The 18,490-nt window shown below is 69.2% G+C and carries 18 protein-coding genes and 1 tRNA gene; 7 read left to right on the forward strand and 12 right to left on the reverse strand.

The window, feature by feature from the left end:
- Positions 1-26: 26 nt before the first annotated feature.
- The 3 genes from OMP39_RS13285 to OMP39_RS13295 all read right to left on the reverse strand — a co-directional run bounded on the left by OMP39_RS13285 (position 27) and on the right by OMP39_RS13295 (position 3,452).
- The gene (locus tag OMP39_RS13285) at positions 27-905 is read right to left on the reverse strand and encodes a basic amino acid ABC transporter substrate-binding protein (RefSeq protein ID WP_264892212.1); all 879 of its coding nucleotides are present in this window, start codon (positions 903-905) and stop codon (positions 27-29) included.
- 160 nt (positions 906-1,065) lie between these two features.
- Positions 1,066-2,193 carry a YbdK family carboxylate-amine ligase gene (locus OMP39_RS13290; protein WP_264892214.1) on the reverse strand — a complete coding sequence of 376 codons (1,128 nt, stop codon included), beginning with the start codon at positions 2,191-2,193 and terminating at the stop codon, positions 1,066-1,068.
- Positions 2,194-2,219: 26 nt separating this feature from the next.
- Positions 2,220-3,452: a cation:proton antiporter gene (locus OMP39_RS13295; RefSeq protein WP_264892215.1), complete on the reverse strand. Its 1,233-nt coding sequence runs from the start codon at positions 3,450-3,452 to the stop codon at positions 2,220-2,222.
- 210 nt (positions 3,453-3,662) lie between these two features.
- On the opposite strand from OMP39_RS13295, the gene OMP39_RS13300 reads away from it, so the two are divergent.
- From OMP39_RS13300 to minE, 4 genes are all read left to right on the forward strand, one after another.
- Positions 3,663-3,860, forward strand: a complete 198-nt coding sequence (locus OMP39_RS13300; protein ID WP_264892216.1) for a hypothetical protein — start codon at positions 3,663-3,665, stop codon at positions 3,858-3,860.
- Positions 3,861-4,041: 181 nt separating this feature from the next.
- On the forward strand, positions 4,042-4,776 hold the full coding sequence (gene minC / locus OMP39_RS13305) for a septum site-determining protein MinC (RefSeq protein ID WP_264892218.1): 735 nt from the start codon (positions 4,042-4,044) through the stop codon (positions 4,774-4,776).
- Between the two features lie 53 nt (positions 4,777-4,829).
- Positions 4,830-5,645, forward strand: a complete 816-nt coding sequence (minD, locus tag OMP39_RS13310; RefSeq protein ID WP_264892219.1) for a septum site-determining protein MinD — start codon at positions 4,830-4,832, stop codon at positions 5,643-5,645.
- Between the two features lie 2 nt (positions 5,646-5,647).
- On the forward strand, positions 5,648-5,908 hold the full coding sequence (gene minE / locus OMP39_RS13315; RefSeq protein ID WP_264892220.1) for a cell division topological specificity factor MinE: 261 nt from the start codon (positions 5,648-5,650) through the stop codon (positions 5,906-5,908).
- Positions 5,909-6,004: 96 nt separating this feature from the next.
- On the opposite strand, the gene OMP39_RS13320 is transcribed toward minE, so the two are convergent.
- The 3 genes from OMP39_RS13320 to OMP39_RS13330 all read right to left on the reverse strand — a co-directional run bounded on the left by OMP39_RS13320 (position 6,005) and on the right by OMP39_RS13330 (position 11,107).
- Positions 6,005-6,835 carry a hypothetical protein gene (locus OMP39_RS13320; RefSeq protein WP_264892221.1) on the reverse strand — a complete coding sequence of 277 codons (831 nt, stop codon included), beginning with the start codon at positions 6,833-6,835 and terminating at the stop codon, positions 6,005-6,007.
- Positions 6,835-10,488: a hydantoinase B/oxoprolinase family protein gene (locus OMP39_RS13325; protein WP_264892222.1), complete on the reverse strand. Its 3,654-nt coding sequence runs from the start codon at positions 10,486-10,488 to the stop codon at positions 6,835-6,837. The genes OMP39_RS13320 and OMP39_RS13325 overlap by 1 nt, the downstream gene beginning before the upstream one ends.
- 64 nt (positions 10,489-10,552) lie before the next feature.
- On the reverse strand, positions 10,553-11,107 hold the full coding sequence (locus tag OMP39_RS13330) for a winged helix DNA-binding protein (RefSeq protein ID WP_264892223.1): 555 nt from the start codon (positions 11,105-11,107) through the stop codon (positions 10,553-10,555).
- 193 nt (positions 11,108-11,300) lie between these two features.
- Here OMP39_RS13330 and OMP39_RS13335 point away from each other — a divergent pair, with 193 nt between their 5' ends.
- The 3 genes from OMP39_RS13335 to OMP39_RS13345 are packed head-to-tail and all read left to right on the forward strand — an operon-like array spanning position 11,301 to position 14,095.
- Positions 11,301-12,272: a TRAP transporter substrate-binding protein gene (locus OMP39_RS13335; protein WP_264892224.1), complete on the forward strand. Its 972-nt coding sequence runs from the start codon at positions 11,301-11,303 to the stop codon at positions 12,270-12,272.
- Between the two features lies 1 nt (position 12,273).
- Positions 12,274-12,783 (forward strand): TRAP transporter small permease, encoded by a 510-nt coding sequence (locus OMP39_RS13340; protein ID WP_264892226.1) that lies wholly within the window; start codon positions 12,274-12,276, stop codon positions 12,781-12,783.
- 10 nt (positions 12,784-12,793) lie between these two features.
- Positions 12,794-14,095 (forward strand): TRAP transporter large permease, encoded by a 1,302-nt coding sequence (locus tag OMP39_RS13345; RefSeq protein WP_264892227.1) that lies wholly within the window; start codon positions 12,794-12,796, stop codon positions 14,093-14,095.
- A gap of 23 nt (positions 14,096-14,118) precedes the next feature.
- On the opposite strand, the gene OMP39_RS13350 is transcribed toward OMP39_RS13345, so the two are convergent.
- From OMP39_RS13350 to cutA, 6 genes are all read right to left on the reverse strand, one after another.
- The gene (locus OMP39_RS13350) at positions 14,119-14,634 is read right to left on the reverse strand and encodes a DUF421 domain-containing protein (RefSeq protein ID WP_264892228.1); all 516 of its coding nucleotides are present in this window, start codon (positions 14,632-14,634) and stop codon (positions 14,119-14,121) included.
- A 12-nt stretch (positions 14,635-14,646) separates the two neighbouring features.
- The gene (locus OMP39_RS13355) at positions 14,647-15,141 is read right to left on the reverse strand and encodes an energy transducer TonB (RefSeq protein ID WP_264892229.1); all 495 of its coding nucleotides are present in this window, start codon (positions 15,139-15,141) and stop codon (positions 14,647-14,649) included.
- Positions 15,142-15,192: 51 nt separating this feature from the next.
- Positions 15,193-16,002 (reverse strand): TlpA family protein disulfide reductase, encoded by an 810-nt coding sequence (locus OMP39_RS13360; protein ID WP_264892230.1) that lies wholly within the window; start codon positions 16,000-16,002, stop codon positions 15,193-15,195.
- Positions 16,003-16,078: 76 nt separating this feature from the next.
- A tRNA-Met gene (locus OMP39_RS13365) sits at positions 16,079-16,155 on the reverse strand.
- 89 nt (positions 16,156-16,244) lie between these two features.
- Positions 16,245-18,155, reverse strand: a complete 1,911-nt coding sequence (dsbD, locus tag OMP39_RS13370) for a protein-disulfide reductase DsbD (protein ID WP_264892231.1) — start codon at positions 18,153-18,155, stop codon at positions 16,245-16,247.
- Positions 18,152-18,484 (reverse strand): divalent-cation tolerance protein CutA, encoded by a 333-nt coding sequence (cutA, locus tag OMP39_RS13375; protein WP_264892233.1) that lies wholly within the window; start codon positions 18,482-18,484, stop codon positions 18,152-18,154. The genes dsbD and cutA overlap by 4 nt, the downstream gene beginning before the upstream one ends.
- Positions 18,485-18,490 lie beyond the last annotated feature (6 nt).

An 18,490-nucleotide genomic window follows, 5' to 3' on the forward strand; every position in this document is an offset into this window, starting at 1 on the left:
GCAGTCCTTACCAGTCGATCAGGAGATCACTTGGAGGCGCCGGAGGCGGCCGCCGCGGCGGCGTCGGCCTTCTTGGCCCCGAAGTACTTGCCGTAGATCTGGTCGTAGGTGCCGTCGGCCTTGATGGCCGCCAGGCCCTGGTTGATCTTCTCCAGCAGCTCGGTGTTGCCCTTGCGCACGGCGATGCCGTACTGCTCGGGGGTGAAGCTCGCATCGTTGACCGTCTTGAACTTGGACTGCGGGTTGTTGGCCACGTAGTTCTCGATCACCCCGTTGTCGGCCACCACCGCATCGACGCCGCCAGCCTCCAGCTCCTTGAGGGCGAGCGGAGTGGACTCGAAGCGCTTGATGGTGGTGCTGTTCTTGCCCTGCAGCTTGGTCACGACCTCATCGCCGGTGGTGCCGGTCTGCACGCCGACCTTGAGCTTCTTCAGGTCTTCGAACTTGGTGACCTTGGAGTTCTCGCGCACGGCGATCAGCTGATGCGCGTCGAAGTACGGGTTGGAGAAGTCCATCGTCTGCTTGCGCTCGTCGGTGATGGTGATCGCCGAGACGAGGAAATCACGGTCGCCCTGCTGCAGGCTGTTGAAGATGCCTTCCCACGGGGTGTTGACGAACTTCACCTCGAAGCCGGCCTTCTGGGCGATGGCGTTGACCACGTCGATGTCGAAGCCGACGATTTCGCCCTTTTGGTTCTGGGACTCGAACGGGGCATAGGCGGCGTCGGTGCCGACGACATACACCTTGGCGGGTGCGGGCGCCGGGGCCGGGGCGGAGGCCTCGGTGGCCGGAGCGGGCGCAGGAGCCGGCGGCTCCTGCTTGCCGCAGGCGGCCAGCACCAGGCCGGCCATGAGCATGGCAGCGCGCTGCCACAGCGAGTTCATGGGAAAGCTGAGAGTGGACATGAGGCTCCTGTCAGGAAAATGTCACGAAGCCGCCATTTTCACCTCAGAAATCCCGAATAAATCACCAAGCTGGCCCGCCGAGGGGCTGGCGCCCGCCATTTGGCAGCGCCGCCGCAACACCTCCTCCCCCGTCGGCCCCGGGTTTCCCCGGGCGACTGACTCAGACGACGAGCTCCCCGCTCCAGCGCAGGCACTGCTGGCGCACCACCTCCGCGAGCAGGTGCTCGCGTGCGTAGGTCTGCCGCGCCCAGGTGGCGTCATTGCCAAGGCGCAGCAGCTCGCCGCGCAGGTAGCGCAGGGCGTCGTCGGCCTTCAGCTCGATCGCATGCTGTTCGATCTGCCCCATCGTGTAGAGGATGTCGTCGCGCAGCACGCGATGCTCGCCGGTCTTGGGATCGACGAAGGTGCCCTCCGGGCCGAAGCGGCACGCCTGGAAGCGGTTGAACGTGTAGACGAGGTAGTCGTCCTCGGCCAGCTCGAAAGGTCGCTCGCGGGTGAGCCAGCTCGCGACGCACTGGATGTACGCGGCCAGCGCGGCCGCCTTCTCGATGGTCAACGGGGTGTCGAGCACCCGCACCTCGATCGTGCCGTACTCGGGCTTGGGCCGGATGTCCCAGTAGAAGTCCTTCATGCTCTTGACGACGCCGGTGCGCGTCATCTTCTCGAAGAAGGTGCCGAAATCGTCCCATGTGGTGACGAACGGTGCGCGCCCCGAGAGGGGAAAGGCGAACACCGAGTTGAGCCGCGCCGAGTGGAAGCCGGTGTCGGTGCCCTGCACGTACGGGCTGGAGGCGGACAACGCGATGAAATGCGGGATGAAGCGCGACAGGCCGTGCAGCAGCACCAGCGCCTCGTCCGGGCCGGGGCAGCCCACGTGCACGTGCTGGCCGAAGATGGTGAACTGCTTGGACAGGTACCCGTACAGCTCGGACAGCATGTGGAAGCGCGGCGTGTTGAAGATGCGCCGCTCGCTCCAGTCCTGGAACGGGTGTGTGCCGCCGCCCGACAAGCCGACGTTGAGGAGGCGGGCGCATTCGACCAGCGCATCGCGGATCTGCGTGAGCTGCGCGAGGGCGTCGTCGTGGCTCGTGCACACGCCGGTGGACAGCTCGATCATGCTGTCGGTCATCTCGGGCTTCACATCGCCGGGGATCTTGCGGCGCGCCATCAGCCGCAGCAGGTCGGCGGCGCTGGGGGTGAGGTCGTAATCGTGCGTGTTGACGATGGCCAGCTCCAGCTCCACACCGAGCGTGAGCGGCTGGGACGTCGAGAAGGCTTCGAGCGCCATGAGAGGCTTTCCTCCTGTCTAGGGGTTCAGGTGCGCCGCGCCGCGATCTCGCCGGCGCCGCGCAGGGCCAGCAGCACGGCCAGCGCACCGATCAGTTCCATCATCGCGATCGCGCTGAAGGCCACGGGGGCCAGCTGCGCGGCAAAGCCGGCATGCGAAGCCTGCAGGTCGGCGTACATCACCAGCGCGGTGGCCGACAAGGGTGTGAGCGCGAGCGTGAGGCCGATGCCCTGGCGCCACGACTGCCCGCTGAACCAGCCGAGCGACAGGACCGCGACGCCCTTGGCGGCGAAGCGCGCGAGCATCGCCACCAGCGCGAGGCCACCCCCCACCGCGAGCCCCTCGACCGACCACGAGGAGCCGACGATCACGAAGAGCAGCAGCACCAGCACACCTCCGGCGGTGCCGAAGTGGCGGGGCCACACCCAGGGACGCTCCGTCGTGTTGCGCAGCCACAGGCCGGCCATCAACGGCACCAAGAGCGTGGACAAGCCCAGCACCTTGGTGAGCGCCAGCGCCAGTGCAATGAGGCCGAGGAGCAGCAGGGTCGAGTTCTCGTTGCGCAGATCGAGCTTGCGCGCCACGCGCGCGACGCCGTAGCCCAGCAGCCCCGCGATCAGGAACGAGCCGACCAGCACGTACAGCGGCTCGACCACCGCGCTCACCGGATTCTGCCCTTGGTCCAGGTCGAGCCAGGCGGTGAGCAAGCGTGCTGCGAAGACTCCGTAGAGCGTGTTCAACGCGGCCATCATCGTCACGCGCTCGGTGACTTGCCCTTCTGCGCCCAGCTCCGAGGCGACGCGCGAGATCACCGCCGGCGACGCGGGGATGGCCAACACGGCCAACGCCGCGGATGAAGGAGCGTCCAGGCCGAAGTAGCGCATCGCGAAGTACACCGCGACGAAGGTGAGCAGCGACTCGGCGAGGCTGGTGACGAGCAGGAAGGGGTTGATCCGCAGCCAGCGCAGCCGCACCCTTGCGCCCAGCTCGAAGAGCAACAACGCCAACGCGAGGTCGACCACCAGCCGCAGCGTGCCGACCATGGAGCCCGTGGCCACGCCGTGGCCGGTGAGGGCCATGCCGAGGCCGGCGAGCGAATAGCCGACGATGCGCGGCAGGCCGAGAAAGCGGAACACCGCCTCGCCGAGCAGCGCGCCGGCGATGATCACCAGGGACGACCCCAGCAACGCTTCGTGGCCCACCCCGGGCTCGACGACGATACCGAGCGAGCCCAGGGCCTGGGCGATGGGTTCGAACATCAGCTACACCTCCTAAGTCCTCGTTGCGCCGGAACGTCCGTCCGGCGTGCGCCGCCATGGCGGCGGCCGTCTGCACGTGGCATGCCCGGGGCCGGTCGAGCCCCGCACGCCCACCCCGGTTTGTAACGCGAGGCGCGGCTGCGGCACGTTAGGCCTGGATACAAGTCGGGCTCTTGGGGCTCGTCACAATGAACTCAGGAAGGATCTGAGATGGACGACGTCCTGCAACGCGGCGAATGGATCGAGCGCTACGCCGCCCGGCTCTTGGCGCGGCGCCCGGCGCTGCCCAGCGCGGCGGCCCTCGACCGCGCACGCATCGCCTGGGCCTGCGGCGCCGGCCGGCTCGAGCCCGAGCGCGCGGCCGACGAAGAACTTCGGCGCGAGAGCGAGGCCGAGGCCTCGGCCTGAGCCCGGGCGCTGCAACGCGCCTCCTCCTGCACGCCCACTGCGTGCCAAACGCCACCTCCGGCACGCCCACTGCGTGCCAAACGCCACCTCCGGCACGCACTCGGCGCGCAAGACGCCACCTCCGCTTACCGGGTCGGCCCCGCCGCCCGGTAAACTTCGCGGCTTTGACGTACTGCAGTCCATGGCCGCTGCCTCGACCACTTCCGCCTTCGAGATCAAGAGCGCCTCGCTCCCGCTGGTCGCCTTCCAGCTCAAGACCTGCGACCTCGCGCAACTGGCCGAGGAGTTGCGCCGCCGGGTGGGCGATGCGCCGGACTTCTTCGACGGCGACCCGGTGGTCGTCGATCTCGCCGGCGTCGAGGCCGACGAGGCGGTGCCGGCCTTTGCGGAACTGCTGCGCCTGCTGCGCGAGCACAAGATGGCCCCCGTGGCGGTGCGCGGGGGCTCCGAGGCTCAGCGCGAGGCGGCGATCGCGGCTGGTCTCGTGCCGGCCTCCGAGGTCATTCCCAGTGCACCGGAGCGGGTGCGCGAGGTGGTGCGCGAGGTCATCCAGCATGTGCCGGCGCCCGCCGCGCCGACGGCCGCGATGGTGGTGGACAAGCCGCTGCGCTCGGGCCAACAGGTGTACGCCAAGGGAGGGGACCTGGTCGTGCTGGCCGCCGTCAACTTCGGCGCCGAGGTGATCGCCGACGGCCACATCCACGTGTACGCCCCGCTGCGCGGGCGCGCGATCGCCGGTGCGCGCGGCAACACCGAGGCGCGCATCTTCACGACCTGCCTCGAGCCCGAGCTCATCGCGATCGCGGGCATCTACCGCACCACCGAGACGCCCATCCCCGAGGAAGTGGCCGGCAAGCCGGCGCAGGTGCGCCTGGTGGGCGAGAAGCTCTTGATGGAACCGCTCAAGTTCTCCTGACCGGCGGAAGCGTGTCCGCCGACCGAACCGACTCCAGCAAAGGACCTGAACTGATGGCCAAGATCATCGTGGTGACCTCCGGCAAGGGCGGCGTGGGCAAGACCACGACCAGCGCCAGCTTCGCCTCCGGCCTTGCGCTGCAAGGCCACAAGACCGCCGTGATCGACTTCGACGTCGGCCTGCGCAATCTGGACCTCATCATGGGGTGCGAACGCCGCGTGGTGTACGACCTCATCAACGTGATCCACGGCGAGGCCAACCTCCACCAAGCACTGATCAAGGACAAGCAGTGCGAGAACCTGTTCATCCTGCCCGCCTCGCAGACGCGCGACAAGGAAGCACTCACCCGTGAAGGCGTGGAGCGCGTGCTCCACGACTTGGCGGAGATGGGCTTCGAGTACATCGTCTGCGACTCGCCGGCGGGCATCGAGACCGGCGCCCTCATGGCCATGCACTTCGCCGATGAAGCGCTCGTCGTGACGAACCCGGAGGTCTCGTCGGTGCGCGATTCCGACCGCATCCTCGGCATGCTGAGCTCCAAGACCCGCCGCGCGATCGAGGGCAAGGAGCCGATCAAGGAGCACCTGCTCATCACCCGCTACAACCCGCACCGGGTGCAGGATGGGCAGATGCTCTCGCTCGAGGACATCCAGGACATCCTGCGCATCCCCCTCATCGGGGTGATCCCCGAGTCGGAGGCGGTGCTGCAGGCGTCCAACCAGGGCATTCCGGCGATCCACCTCAAGGGAACGGACGTCTCCGAGGCCTACAAGGACGTGGTCGCCCGCTTCCTCGGCGAGGAGCGTCCGCTGCGCTTCGTCGAGGCCGAGAAGCCCAGCTTCTTCAAACGACTCTTCGGCGGGAGGTAACGATGTCGCTCTTGTCCTTCCTGCTGGGCGAGAAGAAGAAGACCGCCAGCGTCGCCAAGGAACGGCTGCAGATCATCCTGGCGCACGAGCGCTCGGGGCGCGACAGCCGCCCCAACTACCTGCCGCAGCTCCAGCGCGAGTTGGTCGAGGTGATCTCCAAGTACGTGTCGATCAAGCCCGACGACATCAAGGTCCACCTCGAGCGCCAGGACAACCTCGAGGTGCTCGAGGTGAAGATCGAGCTGCCCGAGACGGCCCGCTGAACCCACGGCAGCGCGCGGTCGCAGGCGCGGCTGCATCCGGTGGCCGCCGAGTGCGCCGCACGCGCCGAGCACGGGCATGCGGCCGCCGCGCGCCTCTTACGGTGCGCGCCCGGCGAGCGGCCGGCCCGCGGGGCGAGACCAGTACCGGTAGGACACGCGGGCCGCGACGACCGCAGCGGTCAGCGCGAGCAGGGCCGAAACCCCGGCCGGCACCCCCGCCAGCGCGACGTACAGCATGACGAAGAAGGTCGCGAAACCGAACAGGCCCTGCACGAACCCGGCGAGCAGGGCCAGGACCGCCACCGGGCCGTAGCGCGGGGCCGTGAAGCACGGCAGCACGTTGCCGGTGATCGGCACGGCGAGCAACAGCCCGCTCGCCCATGCGGGCAGCGACTCGGCGGCCATCATCACCGCCGCCGCGACAGCCACCGCAGCGGCGATCCGCAGGCCGAGTTCGACCCGCGGCACCGCCGGGTTGCCCGCGGAGCCGGCCGGCGGCTCGAGCGGCCCCCGCGCGGCGAGCGCCTGCCTCACCATGCCGCGCAGCACGACGGCCCCTGCGACGAGGGAGCCGGCCGCCAGCGCGAGGGTGGGGCCGGCCGGCCATGCCGCCGCCACCAACAGGCCGCCCGTCGCGAGAAAGGCCCCATTGGCGGCGACGAGCGCCACAGCCCACCGCCCGCCAGCGCGGATGACGGCGGCAAACGTCATGAGGTGCGCGACGGTGGCCGGCAGACACACGAGCGTGGCCAACGCGATCTCGCGGGTGCGGGCTTCGTGCTGCTGCCACAGCACGAACAGCGTGATCGGCGCCGCGATCACCGGAAACCCGCTCAGCGTCCCCGCCACGCCGTGCCCCCAGCGGCGCGCCGCCAGCGAGGCGAGCAGCACCGACAGCGCCACCAGGCCGAGCTTGAGCGCCAGCATCACGCACCGGGGGCGGGCGCCCCATAGCCGCCCCCTCCCGGCGTTTCGACCACGAAGCAGTCGCCCGCGGCCATCGGCACCGAGCCGATGTGCCCCAGGTCCTCCCGCGAGCCGTCGGCACGCAGCACGTGGTTGCGGCCGGGCGCGCCGGGCGCTCCGCCCGCCAGCCCGAAGGCCGGATGCCGCCGGCCATTGGAGAGGATGGACGCGGTCATCGGCTCGAGGAAGCGCACCACACGCGTGGCCCCGTCGCCGCCCCGCCAGCGGCCGGCACCGCCCGAGCCCGCCCGGATCTCGAAACGCTCCAGCCGCACCGGATAGCGGAACTCCAGCACCTCGGGGTCGGTGAGGCGCGAGTTGGTCATGTGCGTCTGCACCACGCTCGTGCCGTCGAAGCCGCGCCCTTGGCCGTCGCGGCCGATCTCGACGCCCGCGCCCGAGCCGCCCGCGATCGTCTCGTAGTACTGGTAGCGCTCGTTGCCGAAGGTGAAGTTGTTCATCGTCGGCTGCGAGCCGGCCAAGACGCCGAGCGCGCCGTAGAGCGCGTTGGTGACGCACGTCGAGACTTCGACGTTGCCCGCCACCACCGCCGCCGGCGGACGCGGGTTGAGCATCGAGCCTTCGGGCACGATCACTTCGATGGGCTTGAGACAGCCTGCGTTGAGCGGGATCTCGTCATCGACCAGCGTGCGGAAGACGTACAGCACGGCGGCCATCGTGACCGCCTTCGGGGCATTGAAGTTGTCGGGCAGCTGCGCCGAGGTGCCGGTGAAGTCCACCACCGCGGAGCGCTGCTCGCGGTCGATGCGCACGGCCACTTCGATCTTCGCGCCGTTGTCCAGCGGCAGCGAGAAGCGCCCGTCGCGCGAGAGCGCCGGGTCGAGCCGCGCGATCGCCATGCGCACGCTTTCCTCGGCGTTGTCCTGCACGTGCTTCATGTAGGCCTGCACCGTCGCCAGGCCGAACTGACGCACCATCGCGTGCAGCTCCTGCACCCCCTTCTCATTGGCGGCGATCTGCGCGCGCAGGTCCGCGAGGTTCTGCTGCGGATTGCGCGCCGGATACGGGCCCGAGCGCAGCAGCGCCATCAACGCCTCCTCCCGCAGGCGGCCGCCTTCGACCAGCTTGACGTTGTCCAGCAGCACGCCCTCCTCCTCGATGGTGGCCGAGAACGGCGGCATCGAGCCCGGCGTGATCCCGCCGATGTCGGCGTGATGTCCGCGCGAGGCCACGTAGAAGAGCACCTCCGAGCGCGCCTCGTCCCACACGGGCGTGACGACGGTGACGTCGGGCAGATGCGTGCCGCCGTGGTAGGGATCGTTCAGCACATACACGTCGCCGGGCCGCATGTCGGCGTTGCGCGCGATCACCGTCTTGATCGACTCGCTCATCGAGCCCAGATGGACCGGCATGTGCGGGGCGTTGGCGATCAGGTTGCCCTCCTGGTCGAACAGCGCGCACGAGAAGTCCAGCCGCTCTTTGATATTGACCGAGTAGGCCGTGTTCTGCAGGCGCAAGCCCATCTGCTCGGCGATGTTCATGAAGAGGTTGTTGAACACCTCGAGCATCACCGGATCGGCCTGCGTCCCTACGGCCTGCTGGGCGCGGCGCGGCTGCACGCGTTCGATCACCAGGTGATCAAGGGCGGTCAGGCGCGCGCGCCACCCCGGCTCGATGACGGTGGTGGCATTGCGCTCGGCGATGATGGACGGCCCGTCGATCACCGCGCCGTGCACCAGCTCTTCGCGCCGGTACAGCGCAGCGTCACGCCAGGCCCCGTCGCTGTACATGCGCACCGTCGCATGGGCCTGCGGCCGATGCTCCTGGGCCGTGTGCTCGGCTTCGCGAAGCGCCTCGCCCGGCCCCACCGCCTCCACCGAGACCGACTCGATGACGAGCGGCTTGTCCGGCATCAGGAAGGCGAACCGCAGGCGATATGCGGCTTCGAAGGCGTTGCGCACGTCCTCCACCTCCCCCGCGGGCACGGCCAGCGCCGTGTCGGTGCCCTCGTAGCGCACGTGCAAGCGGCGGTGCACGACCACGGCGTCGGCGCCGAACCCTTGCGCCTCGATCTCGCGCCGCGCCTCGGTCTCGATGCCGGCCATCGCCGCCCGCGCAGCGGCGAGCCCCTCGTCGTCGAGGCGGCGCTCCACCGAGGCCTCGCGCATCGCGATCTGGTCGGCCAAGCCCATGCCGTAGGCCGAGAGCACGCCGGCCAGCGGATGCACGAACACGCGCGTCATCCCCAGCGCATCGGCCACGAGGCACGCATGCTGTCCGCCCGCGCCGCCGAAGCACTGCAGCGTGTACTGCGTGACGTCATAGCCGCGCGCGACCGAGATCTTCTTGACCGCGTTGGCCATGTTGGCCACCGCGATCTCGAGAAAGCCCTGCGCCAGCGCCTCGGGGGAGACTGCGCGGCCCGACTTGCGGCTCACTTCCTCGGCCATGGCCCGGAACTTGCGCTCCACCACCTCGCGGTCGAGCGGCTCATCGGCGTGCGGCCCGAACACGCGGGGGAAGTACTCCGGCTGGATCTTGCCGAGCATCACGTTCGCGTCGGTGGTCGTCAACGGCCCGCCCCGGCGGTAGCACGCCGGGCCCGGGTTCGCGCCCGCCGACTCGGGCCCCACGCGCAGACGCGCACCGTCGAACTGCAGGATCGAGCCGCCGCCCGCGGCCACCGTGTGAATGCTCATCATCGGCGCTCGCATGCGCACGCCGGCCACCTGCGTCTCGAACGCCCGCTCGAACTCGCCGGCGAAGTGCGACACGTCGGTGGAGGTGCCGCCCATGTCGAAGCCGATGACCTTGTCGTGCCCGCCCGCCAAGGCCGTGCGCACCATGCCGACGATGCCGCCCGCAGGGCCCGAGAGGATGGCGTCCTTGCCCTGGAACTGCTCAGCCGCCGTGAGGCCGCCGCTCGATTGCATGAAGTAGAGCGGCACGCCCGGCATCTCGGCCGCCACCTGCTCGACGTAGCGCCGCAAGATGGGCGACAGGTACGCATCGACCACGGTGGTGTCGCCGCGGGAGACGAACTTCATCAGCGGGCTCACCTCGTGCGAGGCCGAGATCTGCGTGTAGCCCAGCTCGCGCGCCAGCGCCGCCACCTGCCGCTCGTGCCGGGTGTAGCGATAGCCGTGCATGAAGACGATGGCGCAGGCGCGAATGCCCTCGGCATGTGCGGCCGCGAGCGCCTCGCGCAGCGGCTCCAGCGCGAGCGGCCGCACCACCTCGCCGTGCGCGCCGATGCGCTCGTCGGCCTCGATCACGCGCTCGTAGAGCAGCTCGGGCAGCACGATGTGGCGATCGAACAGGCGGGGCCGGTTCTGGTAGGCGATGCGCAGCGCGTCGCGGAACCCGCGCGTGGTCACGAGCACGGTGCGGTCGCCTTTACGCTCCAGTAGCGCATTGGTCGCCACCGTGGTGCCCATCTTCACGCACTCGACCTGCTCGGGCGTGATCGGCTCTCCCGGCGCCAAGCCCAGCAGCTGGCGGATGCCGGCCACCGCCGCGTCGCGGTACTGCTCCGGGTTGTCGGACAGCAGCTTCGCGGTGACGAGCGTGCCGTCCGGGCGCTTGCCGACGATGTCGGTGAAGGTGCCGCCGCGGTCGATCCAGAACTGCCAGCGGGCAAGGGCGAGGGTCATGAAAGTCTCCCGGCCGGGGATGTGGTCAAGGGGCGGTCCATCGCACCGGCGCTCGTGCTGGCGCTCACAGCGACGCCGCCGCGCGCGCGGCCTGGTCGTACACGCCCGACAGCACGCGCAGCAGTCGGGCCAGCTCGCCGATCTGCTGATTCAGCGCGTCGTCGGCCTTGAGCGCGTTGATGAGGCACGCTTCCCGGATCTCGCGATAGCGCTCGACGTACTGCCGGCCCGTCTCGGTGGTCGCATAGGTCACGTCCTTGCCGCTGCGGCTCGACTGCACGACCCCCAGGTTCTGCAGCTTCTTGAGCGAGTAGTTGATGAGGTGCGTGTCCTCGACATTCATGATGAAGCAGATGTCGGACAGCCGCTTGTCTCGTGCGCGGTGGTTGACGTGGTGCAACACCAGCACGTCCAGCGGCGTCAGCTCGCGCAGGCCCGCCGCCGACATGCAATGCACGATCCAACGCGAGAACGCGTTGTTCGAGACGATGAGACCGTACTCGAACTCGCTGAGTTCGCGGCTGCGCGGGGACACGAGGTGGGACGACGAGACGATGCGCGGCGCGGTGGCCTCCGGCGACGCGTCGTCCTTGCGCGAGGGGCGGGATTTTCGGTTCATGGGGTGCGACTCGACTCAATGCAATGTAGATCAATCGCCGACGTTTTGTCGACGAAATGTCGGCATATCGGGAAAACACCGATCTCGCCTGGTCGGCACTTCCCTAAAGTGGGGAGAACGGGCCCGGCCCCGTTCTCGCGCAGCGTCCCTCACCGCAGCTGCAGTCCGCCCTTGCCATTCGGAGGTTCATTCCATGTCCAAGCACATCGTCGCGGCCGGCTTGTTCGCCGGCCTCGCGCTCGGCGCGCAGGCCCAGACCAAGTGGGACCTGCCAGCCGCCTATCCGGCCTCGAACTTCCACACCGAGAACCTGGTGCAGTTCGCCAAGGACATCGAACAGGCCACAGGGGGCAAGCTGCAGATCACGGTGCATCCCAACGGCTCGCTCTTCAAGGCACCCGAGATCAAGCGCGCAGTGCAGGGTGCGCAAGCCCAGATGGGCGAGATCCTGCTCGCCGCCTATCAGAACGAATGGCAGATCTTCGGCCTCGACGCCCTGCCCTTCCTCGCCACCAGCTATGCCGAGGCCCGCAAGCTGTACCAGGCGCAGAAGCCTGCGCTGCAAAAGAAGCTGGCCGACCAGGGCATCATGCTGCTCTACTCGGTGGCCTGGCCGCCGCAAGGCATCTATTCGAAGAAGCCGCTCAACAGCCTGGCAGACCTCAAGGGCAGCAAGTGGCGCGCATACAGCCCGTCCACCGCGCGCATCGCCGAACTCGTGGGCGCCCAGCCGGTCACCGTGCAAGCCGCCGAGCTGTCGCAAGCCATGGCCACCGGCGTGGTCGAGTCCTTCATGACCTCGGGCGCCACCGGCTATGACAGCAAGGCCTACGAGCACATCAAGTACTACTACAACACCCAGGCCTGGCTGCCCAAGAACGCCGTCATCGTCAACAAGAAGGCCTTCGACGCCCTGGACAAGCCCACGCAGGAGGCCATCCTGAAGGCGGCGGCCGCCGCCGAGGAGCGCGGCTGGAAGACTTCCGCCGCCAAGGACCAGGAGTACCTCGACCTGCTCAAGAAGAACGGCATGAACATCGTCGAGCCGTCGCCGCAGATGAAGACCGAGATGCGCAAGGTGGTGGGCGAGCCCATGCTCAAGGAATGGCTGGACAAGGCCGGCCCCGAAGGCAAGGCCATCGTCGAGGCCTTCCAGAAGATGTGACATGCGTCGGCTGCTCGACGCCTTGTACGACGGCGCCGCCTGGCTCGCGGCGCTCGGCATGATCGGCACGCTGGCGATGGTCCTCGGCAGCATCGTGGACCGTTTCGTCAGCCTGCCGCTGCGCGGCATGGACGCCTATGCCGGCTACTTCATGGCCGCTTCCGGGTTCCTCGCGCTGGCCCACACGCTCAAGCGCGGCGAGCACATCCGGGTCACGCTGCTGCTCAACGCGCTCGGTGCACGGGCGCGGCGGGGCCTGGAGATGTGGTGCCTGACGGCCGCCCTCGTGCTCGCCGGCGCCTTCGCCTACTACAGCGTGCGACTGGCATGGCAGTCCTGGGAGTTCCACGACATCTCCACCGGCAACGACGCGACGCCCCTGTGGATTCCACAGCTGTCCATGGCGGTGGGCACGGTGCTCTTTTTCATCGCCTTTCTCGACGAATGGTGGCTGGAGCTGGGCGGCCGACGCGGGGCCCGCGAGTCGGGCGAGCTGAAGCTCCACGAATGAGGCCCGCCCGATGAACGACCTGCTCGTCACCACCTTGCTCGTGGTGAGTCTGTTCCTGCTCCTGGGCAGCGGGGTGTGGATCGGCCTCACGCTCACCGGCGTCGCGTGGATCGGGATGCAGCTGTTCAGCGCCCGCCCCGCGGGCGACGCGATGGCCGTCACCATCTGGGGTTCGGCCTCGTCGTGGACGCTGACCGCGCTGCCCCTGTTCATCTGGATGGGCGAGATCCTCTTTCGCACCAAGCTGTCGGAAGACATGTTCAAGGGCCTGGCGCCCTGGATGAACCGCCTGCCCGGTCGCCTGCTGCACACCAACGTGCTCGGTTGCACGCTCTTCGCGGCCGTCTCGGGCTCGAGTGCCGCCACCTGCGCGACGGTGGGCAAGATGTCGCTGCCGGAACTGCTCGCCCGCGGCTACCCCGAGCGGGTGGTGATCGGCTCGCTGGCCGGCGCCGGCACGCTGGGGCTGCTGATCCCGCCTTCGCTCATCATGATCGTCTACGGCGTGACCGCCGACGTCTCGATCGCCCGGCTGTTCGCTGCTGGCGTCCTGCCCGGCCTGCTGGTGGCCGGCCTGATGATGGGCTACCTGATGGTGTGGGCCCTGCTGCACCCCGACCAGGTCCCCGCACCCGAGAGGCGCACCACGCTGCGCGAGAAGCTCACCGCCTCGCGCCACCTCATTCCAGTGATGGCGCTCATCGTGGCCGTGCTCGGGTCGATCTACCTCGGCTGGGCCACCGCGACCGAGGCCGCCGGCGTCGGCGTGCTCGGCGCGCTCGTGCTGTCGGCCGCGCAAGGCTCGCTCAACTGGCGCACCTTCCGCGAGTCGCTGATGGGCGCGACGCGGCTGTACTGCATGATCGCGCTGATCCTCGCTGGCGCGGCGTTCCTGACGCTGTCCATGGGCTACATCGGGCTGCCCCGGCACCTGGCGCAATGGATCGGCTCGCTGGGGCTCACCCCCTTCATGCTGCTGCTGGCTCTGGCCGTCTTCTACATCGTCCTCGGCTGCTTCCTGGACGGCATCTCGATCATCGTGCTGACCATGGGAGTCGTGATGCCCATCGTCCATGCCGCCGGCATCGACCCGGTGTGGTTCGGCATCTTCCTGGTGCTGGTGGTCGAGATGGCGCAGATCACGCCCCCCGTCGGCTTCAACCTCTTCGTGTTGCAGGGCATGACCGGGCACCAGTTGCCCTATGTGGCCCGCGCCGCCATGCCGATGTTCCTGCTGCTCGTCGCGGCGCTGGGCCTCTTGTACGCCTTCCCCGGCCTCGTGACGTGGTTGCCGGGCAAGGTCATGGGCTGAGACCCCGCTGCCGGCGGACCGGCTCAGCCCTGCCGTCTGGCCAGCGCCCTTGCGACCGCGTCCTCGATGCGGTCCTCCAGCCCCTCCAGCGGCGGCAGCTCGCGCGGGATGATGGAGATGCCGCCGCTCGTTTCGAGCACCGCGTACTTGATCTGGTCCAGGCGCTCCAGCCCCTGGGTCTGGCGCGCGGTCTGCATGATGTCGTCTTCGGTCACCTGGGTCTTTGACAGCCGCTCCTTGAGCAGCCGCCCGTGCTCCACGATCACCAGCGGAGTGCCTTCGGTGACTTTCTCCACCACACGCGATCTCTTCTTCAACACCGACAGTCCGAGGTCCAGCATCACGAGGGTGAGGATCACCGTCAGCCCGGTGACGAGCGAGTAGTCCTCGCCCAGCAGCGCGTTCTGCGTCGCCTCGCTGATGATCAGCAGCAAGATGAAGTCGAACGTAGACAGCTCACTCAGCGTGCGCTTGCCGCTCAGCCGGAACAGCACCAGCAGGAAGAGGTAGATCGCAAGCGTGCGCAGGATCGTGTCCACCGCCAGGCTCCTTCAGGGGTACACGAACTGCGAGAACGACAGGCGCGCCCCGCCCTCCACCGCCACCCACCCGTGCACACGACCCATCGATCGCGGGCGCGTCTGCAACCGCACGTCGAAGGGCCGGCCGGGCGTCACATCGAACTCCAGCTGGGTGGCACCCTCGACGCCCATCATTCGGGCCGGCTGCGGATACACCTGCTGGACATCCACCGCCTCGGTGTAGCTGCGGGCCAGTTGCAGGCGCAGCCGGTCGGTGCGCGGCACCGCGCGGATTTCGAGCGCCGCCGGCGAGAGCCGGCGCGCGAAGCGCTGAAACTCCAGCGAGATCTCGTCGCCGGCCGCCACGCGCGAGCGCGCCAGCGGCCCCTGCCCCAGCAGCCCGAGCCCGATGGCGAGCCACAGGGCCACCAGCACCGGCCACACGATCCGTTGCACAGACCACTCCAGACGCTGCTGCCGGGCGTCCTCGCCGGAGTCGAAACCGGGGGTGTGAATGCGTTCCATGGCGGCCCAAGAGGGACACGCCGCAGCGAGCAAGGCGTGTGCCCGCCGCCCTCAAGGCGACAACCGACCGAGCCGCTGCGCCAGCGTGGCAGCCGACAGCTCGCCCACACGGACCGCCACGAGCCGGCCCTGACGGTCGAAGAACAGCGTCGTCGGGTAACCCTGCTGACGGAAGTAGGCGCTGGCCTGGCGCGGCGGGTCGAGCAGCACGTTCTTCAGCGTCAGCCCCTCGGACTGCAGCCAGCCGCGCACGTGCGCCGCAGCCTCGCCCTGGTTCAGGAACACGAAGTTCACCTCCGGGCGCTCGGCCTGCGCCTGCTGCAGCACCGGCATCTCGCGGCGGCAGGGGGGACACCACGTCGCCCAGAGATTGACGACGGTGGGACGGCCCTCGAAGTCGCGCAGCCGCACCCTCTCGCCCTCCAGCGAGGCAAACGTCAGGTCGGGCAACGCCGGCCCCTGAGGACCGCGCAGCGCCAGCAGCGACGTCCCGCCCACGAGCAGCGCCGTGCCGGCGGCAAGCGCCCCATACAGGGGCCTGCGCAGCGATGGCGAGCGCCGCGCGGCGTGCAGCGCATACAGCCACGCGCCCGCCAGGCCCACGGGCAGGTTCCACCCGCCATCGCGGATGTCGATGATGGACAGCGGCGCACCGAGGTAGAGCGAGCGGTACTCGTACACGAACCCCAGGCGGGACAGCACCAAGCCCACCATGAGGGCCCGCCACACCGCGCGCTCGGCGTCCGCCGCCGCCTCGCGGCCGAGCCACCGCCCCAGCGCCAGCGCGATGAGGGCGGACGCCACGACCAGCAGGAGCGGGAAAGGCAGCAACAGAGGACCGAGTTGCAGCGCACCGCTCATGTCGTCACACTCCTCGCCCGGCCATGCACGCCGCTCCAAAGCAAACAGGCCCTCGCACGGAGGGCCTGTCGGAATTTGGTTGCGGGGGCTGGATTTGAACCAACGACCTTTGGGTTATGAGCCCAACGAGCTACCAGACTGCTCCACCCCGCGTCAGAGAAGTGAAACTATAGCATAGCTTTCGACGCCTTGTCCAATCGCCTGCCGTTTCTCCGCTCGGAGGCGCCCCGGCGTTGCAGCCTTCACAACCCGGCCACCTCCAACGTGCGCAAGAAGCGGTCGGCCGACTGGTAGCCGATCACCCGTGCCGCCGGCACCTCGCGCCCCTGCGCGTCGAAGAACAAGGTGCCCGGTGGGCCGAACAGGCCGAAGCGCTTGAGCAGCGCCCGGTCGTCGGCGTTGTTCGCGGTCACGTCTGCCTTGAGCAGCAGCACCGGCGCGAGCCGGGCCTGCACGCGCGGGTCGCTGAACGTGAACGCCTCCATCTCCTTGCACGACACGCACCAGTCGGCATAGAAGTCCAGCATCACGGGACGCTGGGCGGTGGCGAGCAGGCGGTCGAGCTCTTCCGTCGTGCGCACCTTCTGGAACTGCAGACCGGCGACCGGGCCCACCCCCGCCGCCTGGGCGCGGGCCAGATGGGCGAGCGGCTGCCACGGATCGCGCCCGCCCGAGGCGGCCCCCACCAGTTGCACCACGCCCAGCACCGCGAGCACCACGCCCACACCCTTGAAGAATCGGTGCCAGCCCCGCGCCCCGGGATGCAGCGACTCGAAGACGCGCAGGTACACGGCGCCGATCAGCAGCCAGGCTCCCCAGAGCACCATGGACGCCCAACCGGGCAGCACCGGCTGCAGGAGGTAGATGGCCACCGCGATGAGCACCGCGCCGAAGAAGTGCTTCACGTGCTCCATCCACGCGCCGCTCTTGGGCAGCCAGTGCCCGGCGGACGCCCCCACGAGCAGCAGGGGCACGCTCATGCCGCAGGCCAGCGCGAACAGAGCGGTCCCGCCCAGCCACACGTCGCGCGTCTGGCTGATGTAGACCAGCGCCCCCGCCAAAGGCGCGGCCACGCACGGGCTCACGATGAGCGCCGACACGCCCCCCATGACGAAGACGCCGGCCAGCTTGCCGCCCGGCAACCGCGACGACGCGTGCGACAGCCCGTGGCGCCAGCGCGTCGGCAGCTGCAAGTCATAAAAGCCGAACATCGACAGCGCCAGGAGCACCAGCAGCGCGGCGAACACCCCCAGCACCAGGGGCGTCTGCAGCGCCGCGGCCAGCCCCTCGCCCGCGAGCCCCGCGGCCACACCGAACAGCGTGTAGACGAGCGCCATGCCGAACGAGTAGCTCACCGCCAGCGGCAGCGCGCGCCGTCGCTCCGGGCGCTCGCCGCCCTCGCCCGCCTCGCCCACGATGATCGACGACAGGATCGGAATCATCGGCAGCACGCACGGGGTCAGGGAGAGCAGCAAGCCCGCCACGAAGAACACCACGACCGTCGGGCCCCAGCGGCCCGACTGCAAGGTCGCCTCGATGCGCCCGGGCTCCACGGCCGCCGCCCCGGGGATCGTGGGGTTCGCACCCCCCGGGGCCGCCCCTTCAGCCGCCCCCTTCGTCTCATCTCCCTTCCAGAGATCGCGCAGCCATCCGCCCGGGGCCGCGGCCGGCCCCGCCGCGGACTCCTCCGCCGAGCGCACCGACACCGCATCCGCCGCGGCCCCGAAGGCCGCCAGCTGCACGCGCACGCGGTGCTCCGCCGGCGGGTAGCACAGGCCGAGGTCGGCGCAGCCCTGGCTCTTCACCAGCAGCTCGAAGTCCGGCGGCGCCTGCTCTACCGGCACGCGGATGCGCACCAGACCGCGGTGGACCTCGACGTCCTTTTTGAATGTCTCGTCGTACTTGACCTTGCCCTCGGGGAGTTGCACCGGCCCCAGGCGGGCTCCCTCTGCGGCAAACCCGAACTGCTCGTCGTAGAGGTAGTAGCCCTTCGCGACCTGGAACCGCAACTCCACCTCGCGCGGCGCCACGACCGCCGCCGAAAGACGGAACGCGTCTTCCGGGTCGAGGAAGTCCTGTGCCGCCGCGGGCGCGGCCCAGCCTGCCGCCAGCACGGCCCATGTCCATAGCAGCACCCGCAAGATCCGTCTCATGCCGATCGATTCCTCGTTTCTGAGACCACCCAAGCGAGGTAGGGTTCCAGGCCCCCCTCCACCGGCACCACCAGCAGCTCGGGCACGTCGTAGGGATGCAGCTGCGCAAGCCGCTGGCGCAGCGCCTCGACGCGGTCGGCCGCCGTCTTCATCAGGAGCACCACCTCGCTGGCCTCCTCGACCTGCCCTTGCCACCAGTACAGCGAGCGGGCCCGAGGCAACAGGTTGGCGCAGGCGATCAGCCGCTCCTCGAGCAGTGGCCGCACGACGCGCTCGGCGCTCGCCTCGTCCGGCGCCGTGCAAAGCACCAGGCACACTCCGGTTTCCATGCCGTC

Source organism: Schlegelella aquatica, assembly GCF_026013905.1.
In the GTDB taxonomy this organism is placed as follows: Bacteria; Pseudomonadota; Gammaproteobacteria; order Burkholderiales; family Burkholderiaceae_C; genus Caldimonas; species Caldimonas aquatica.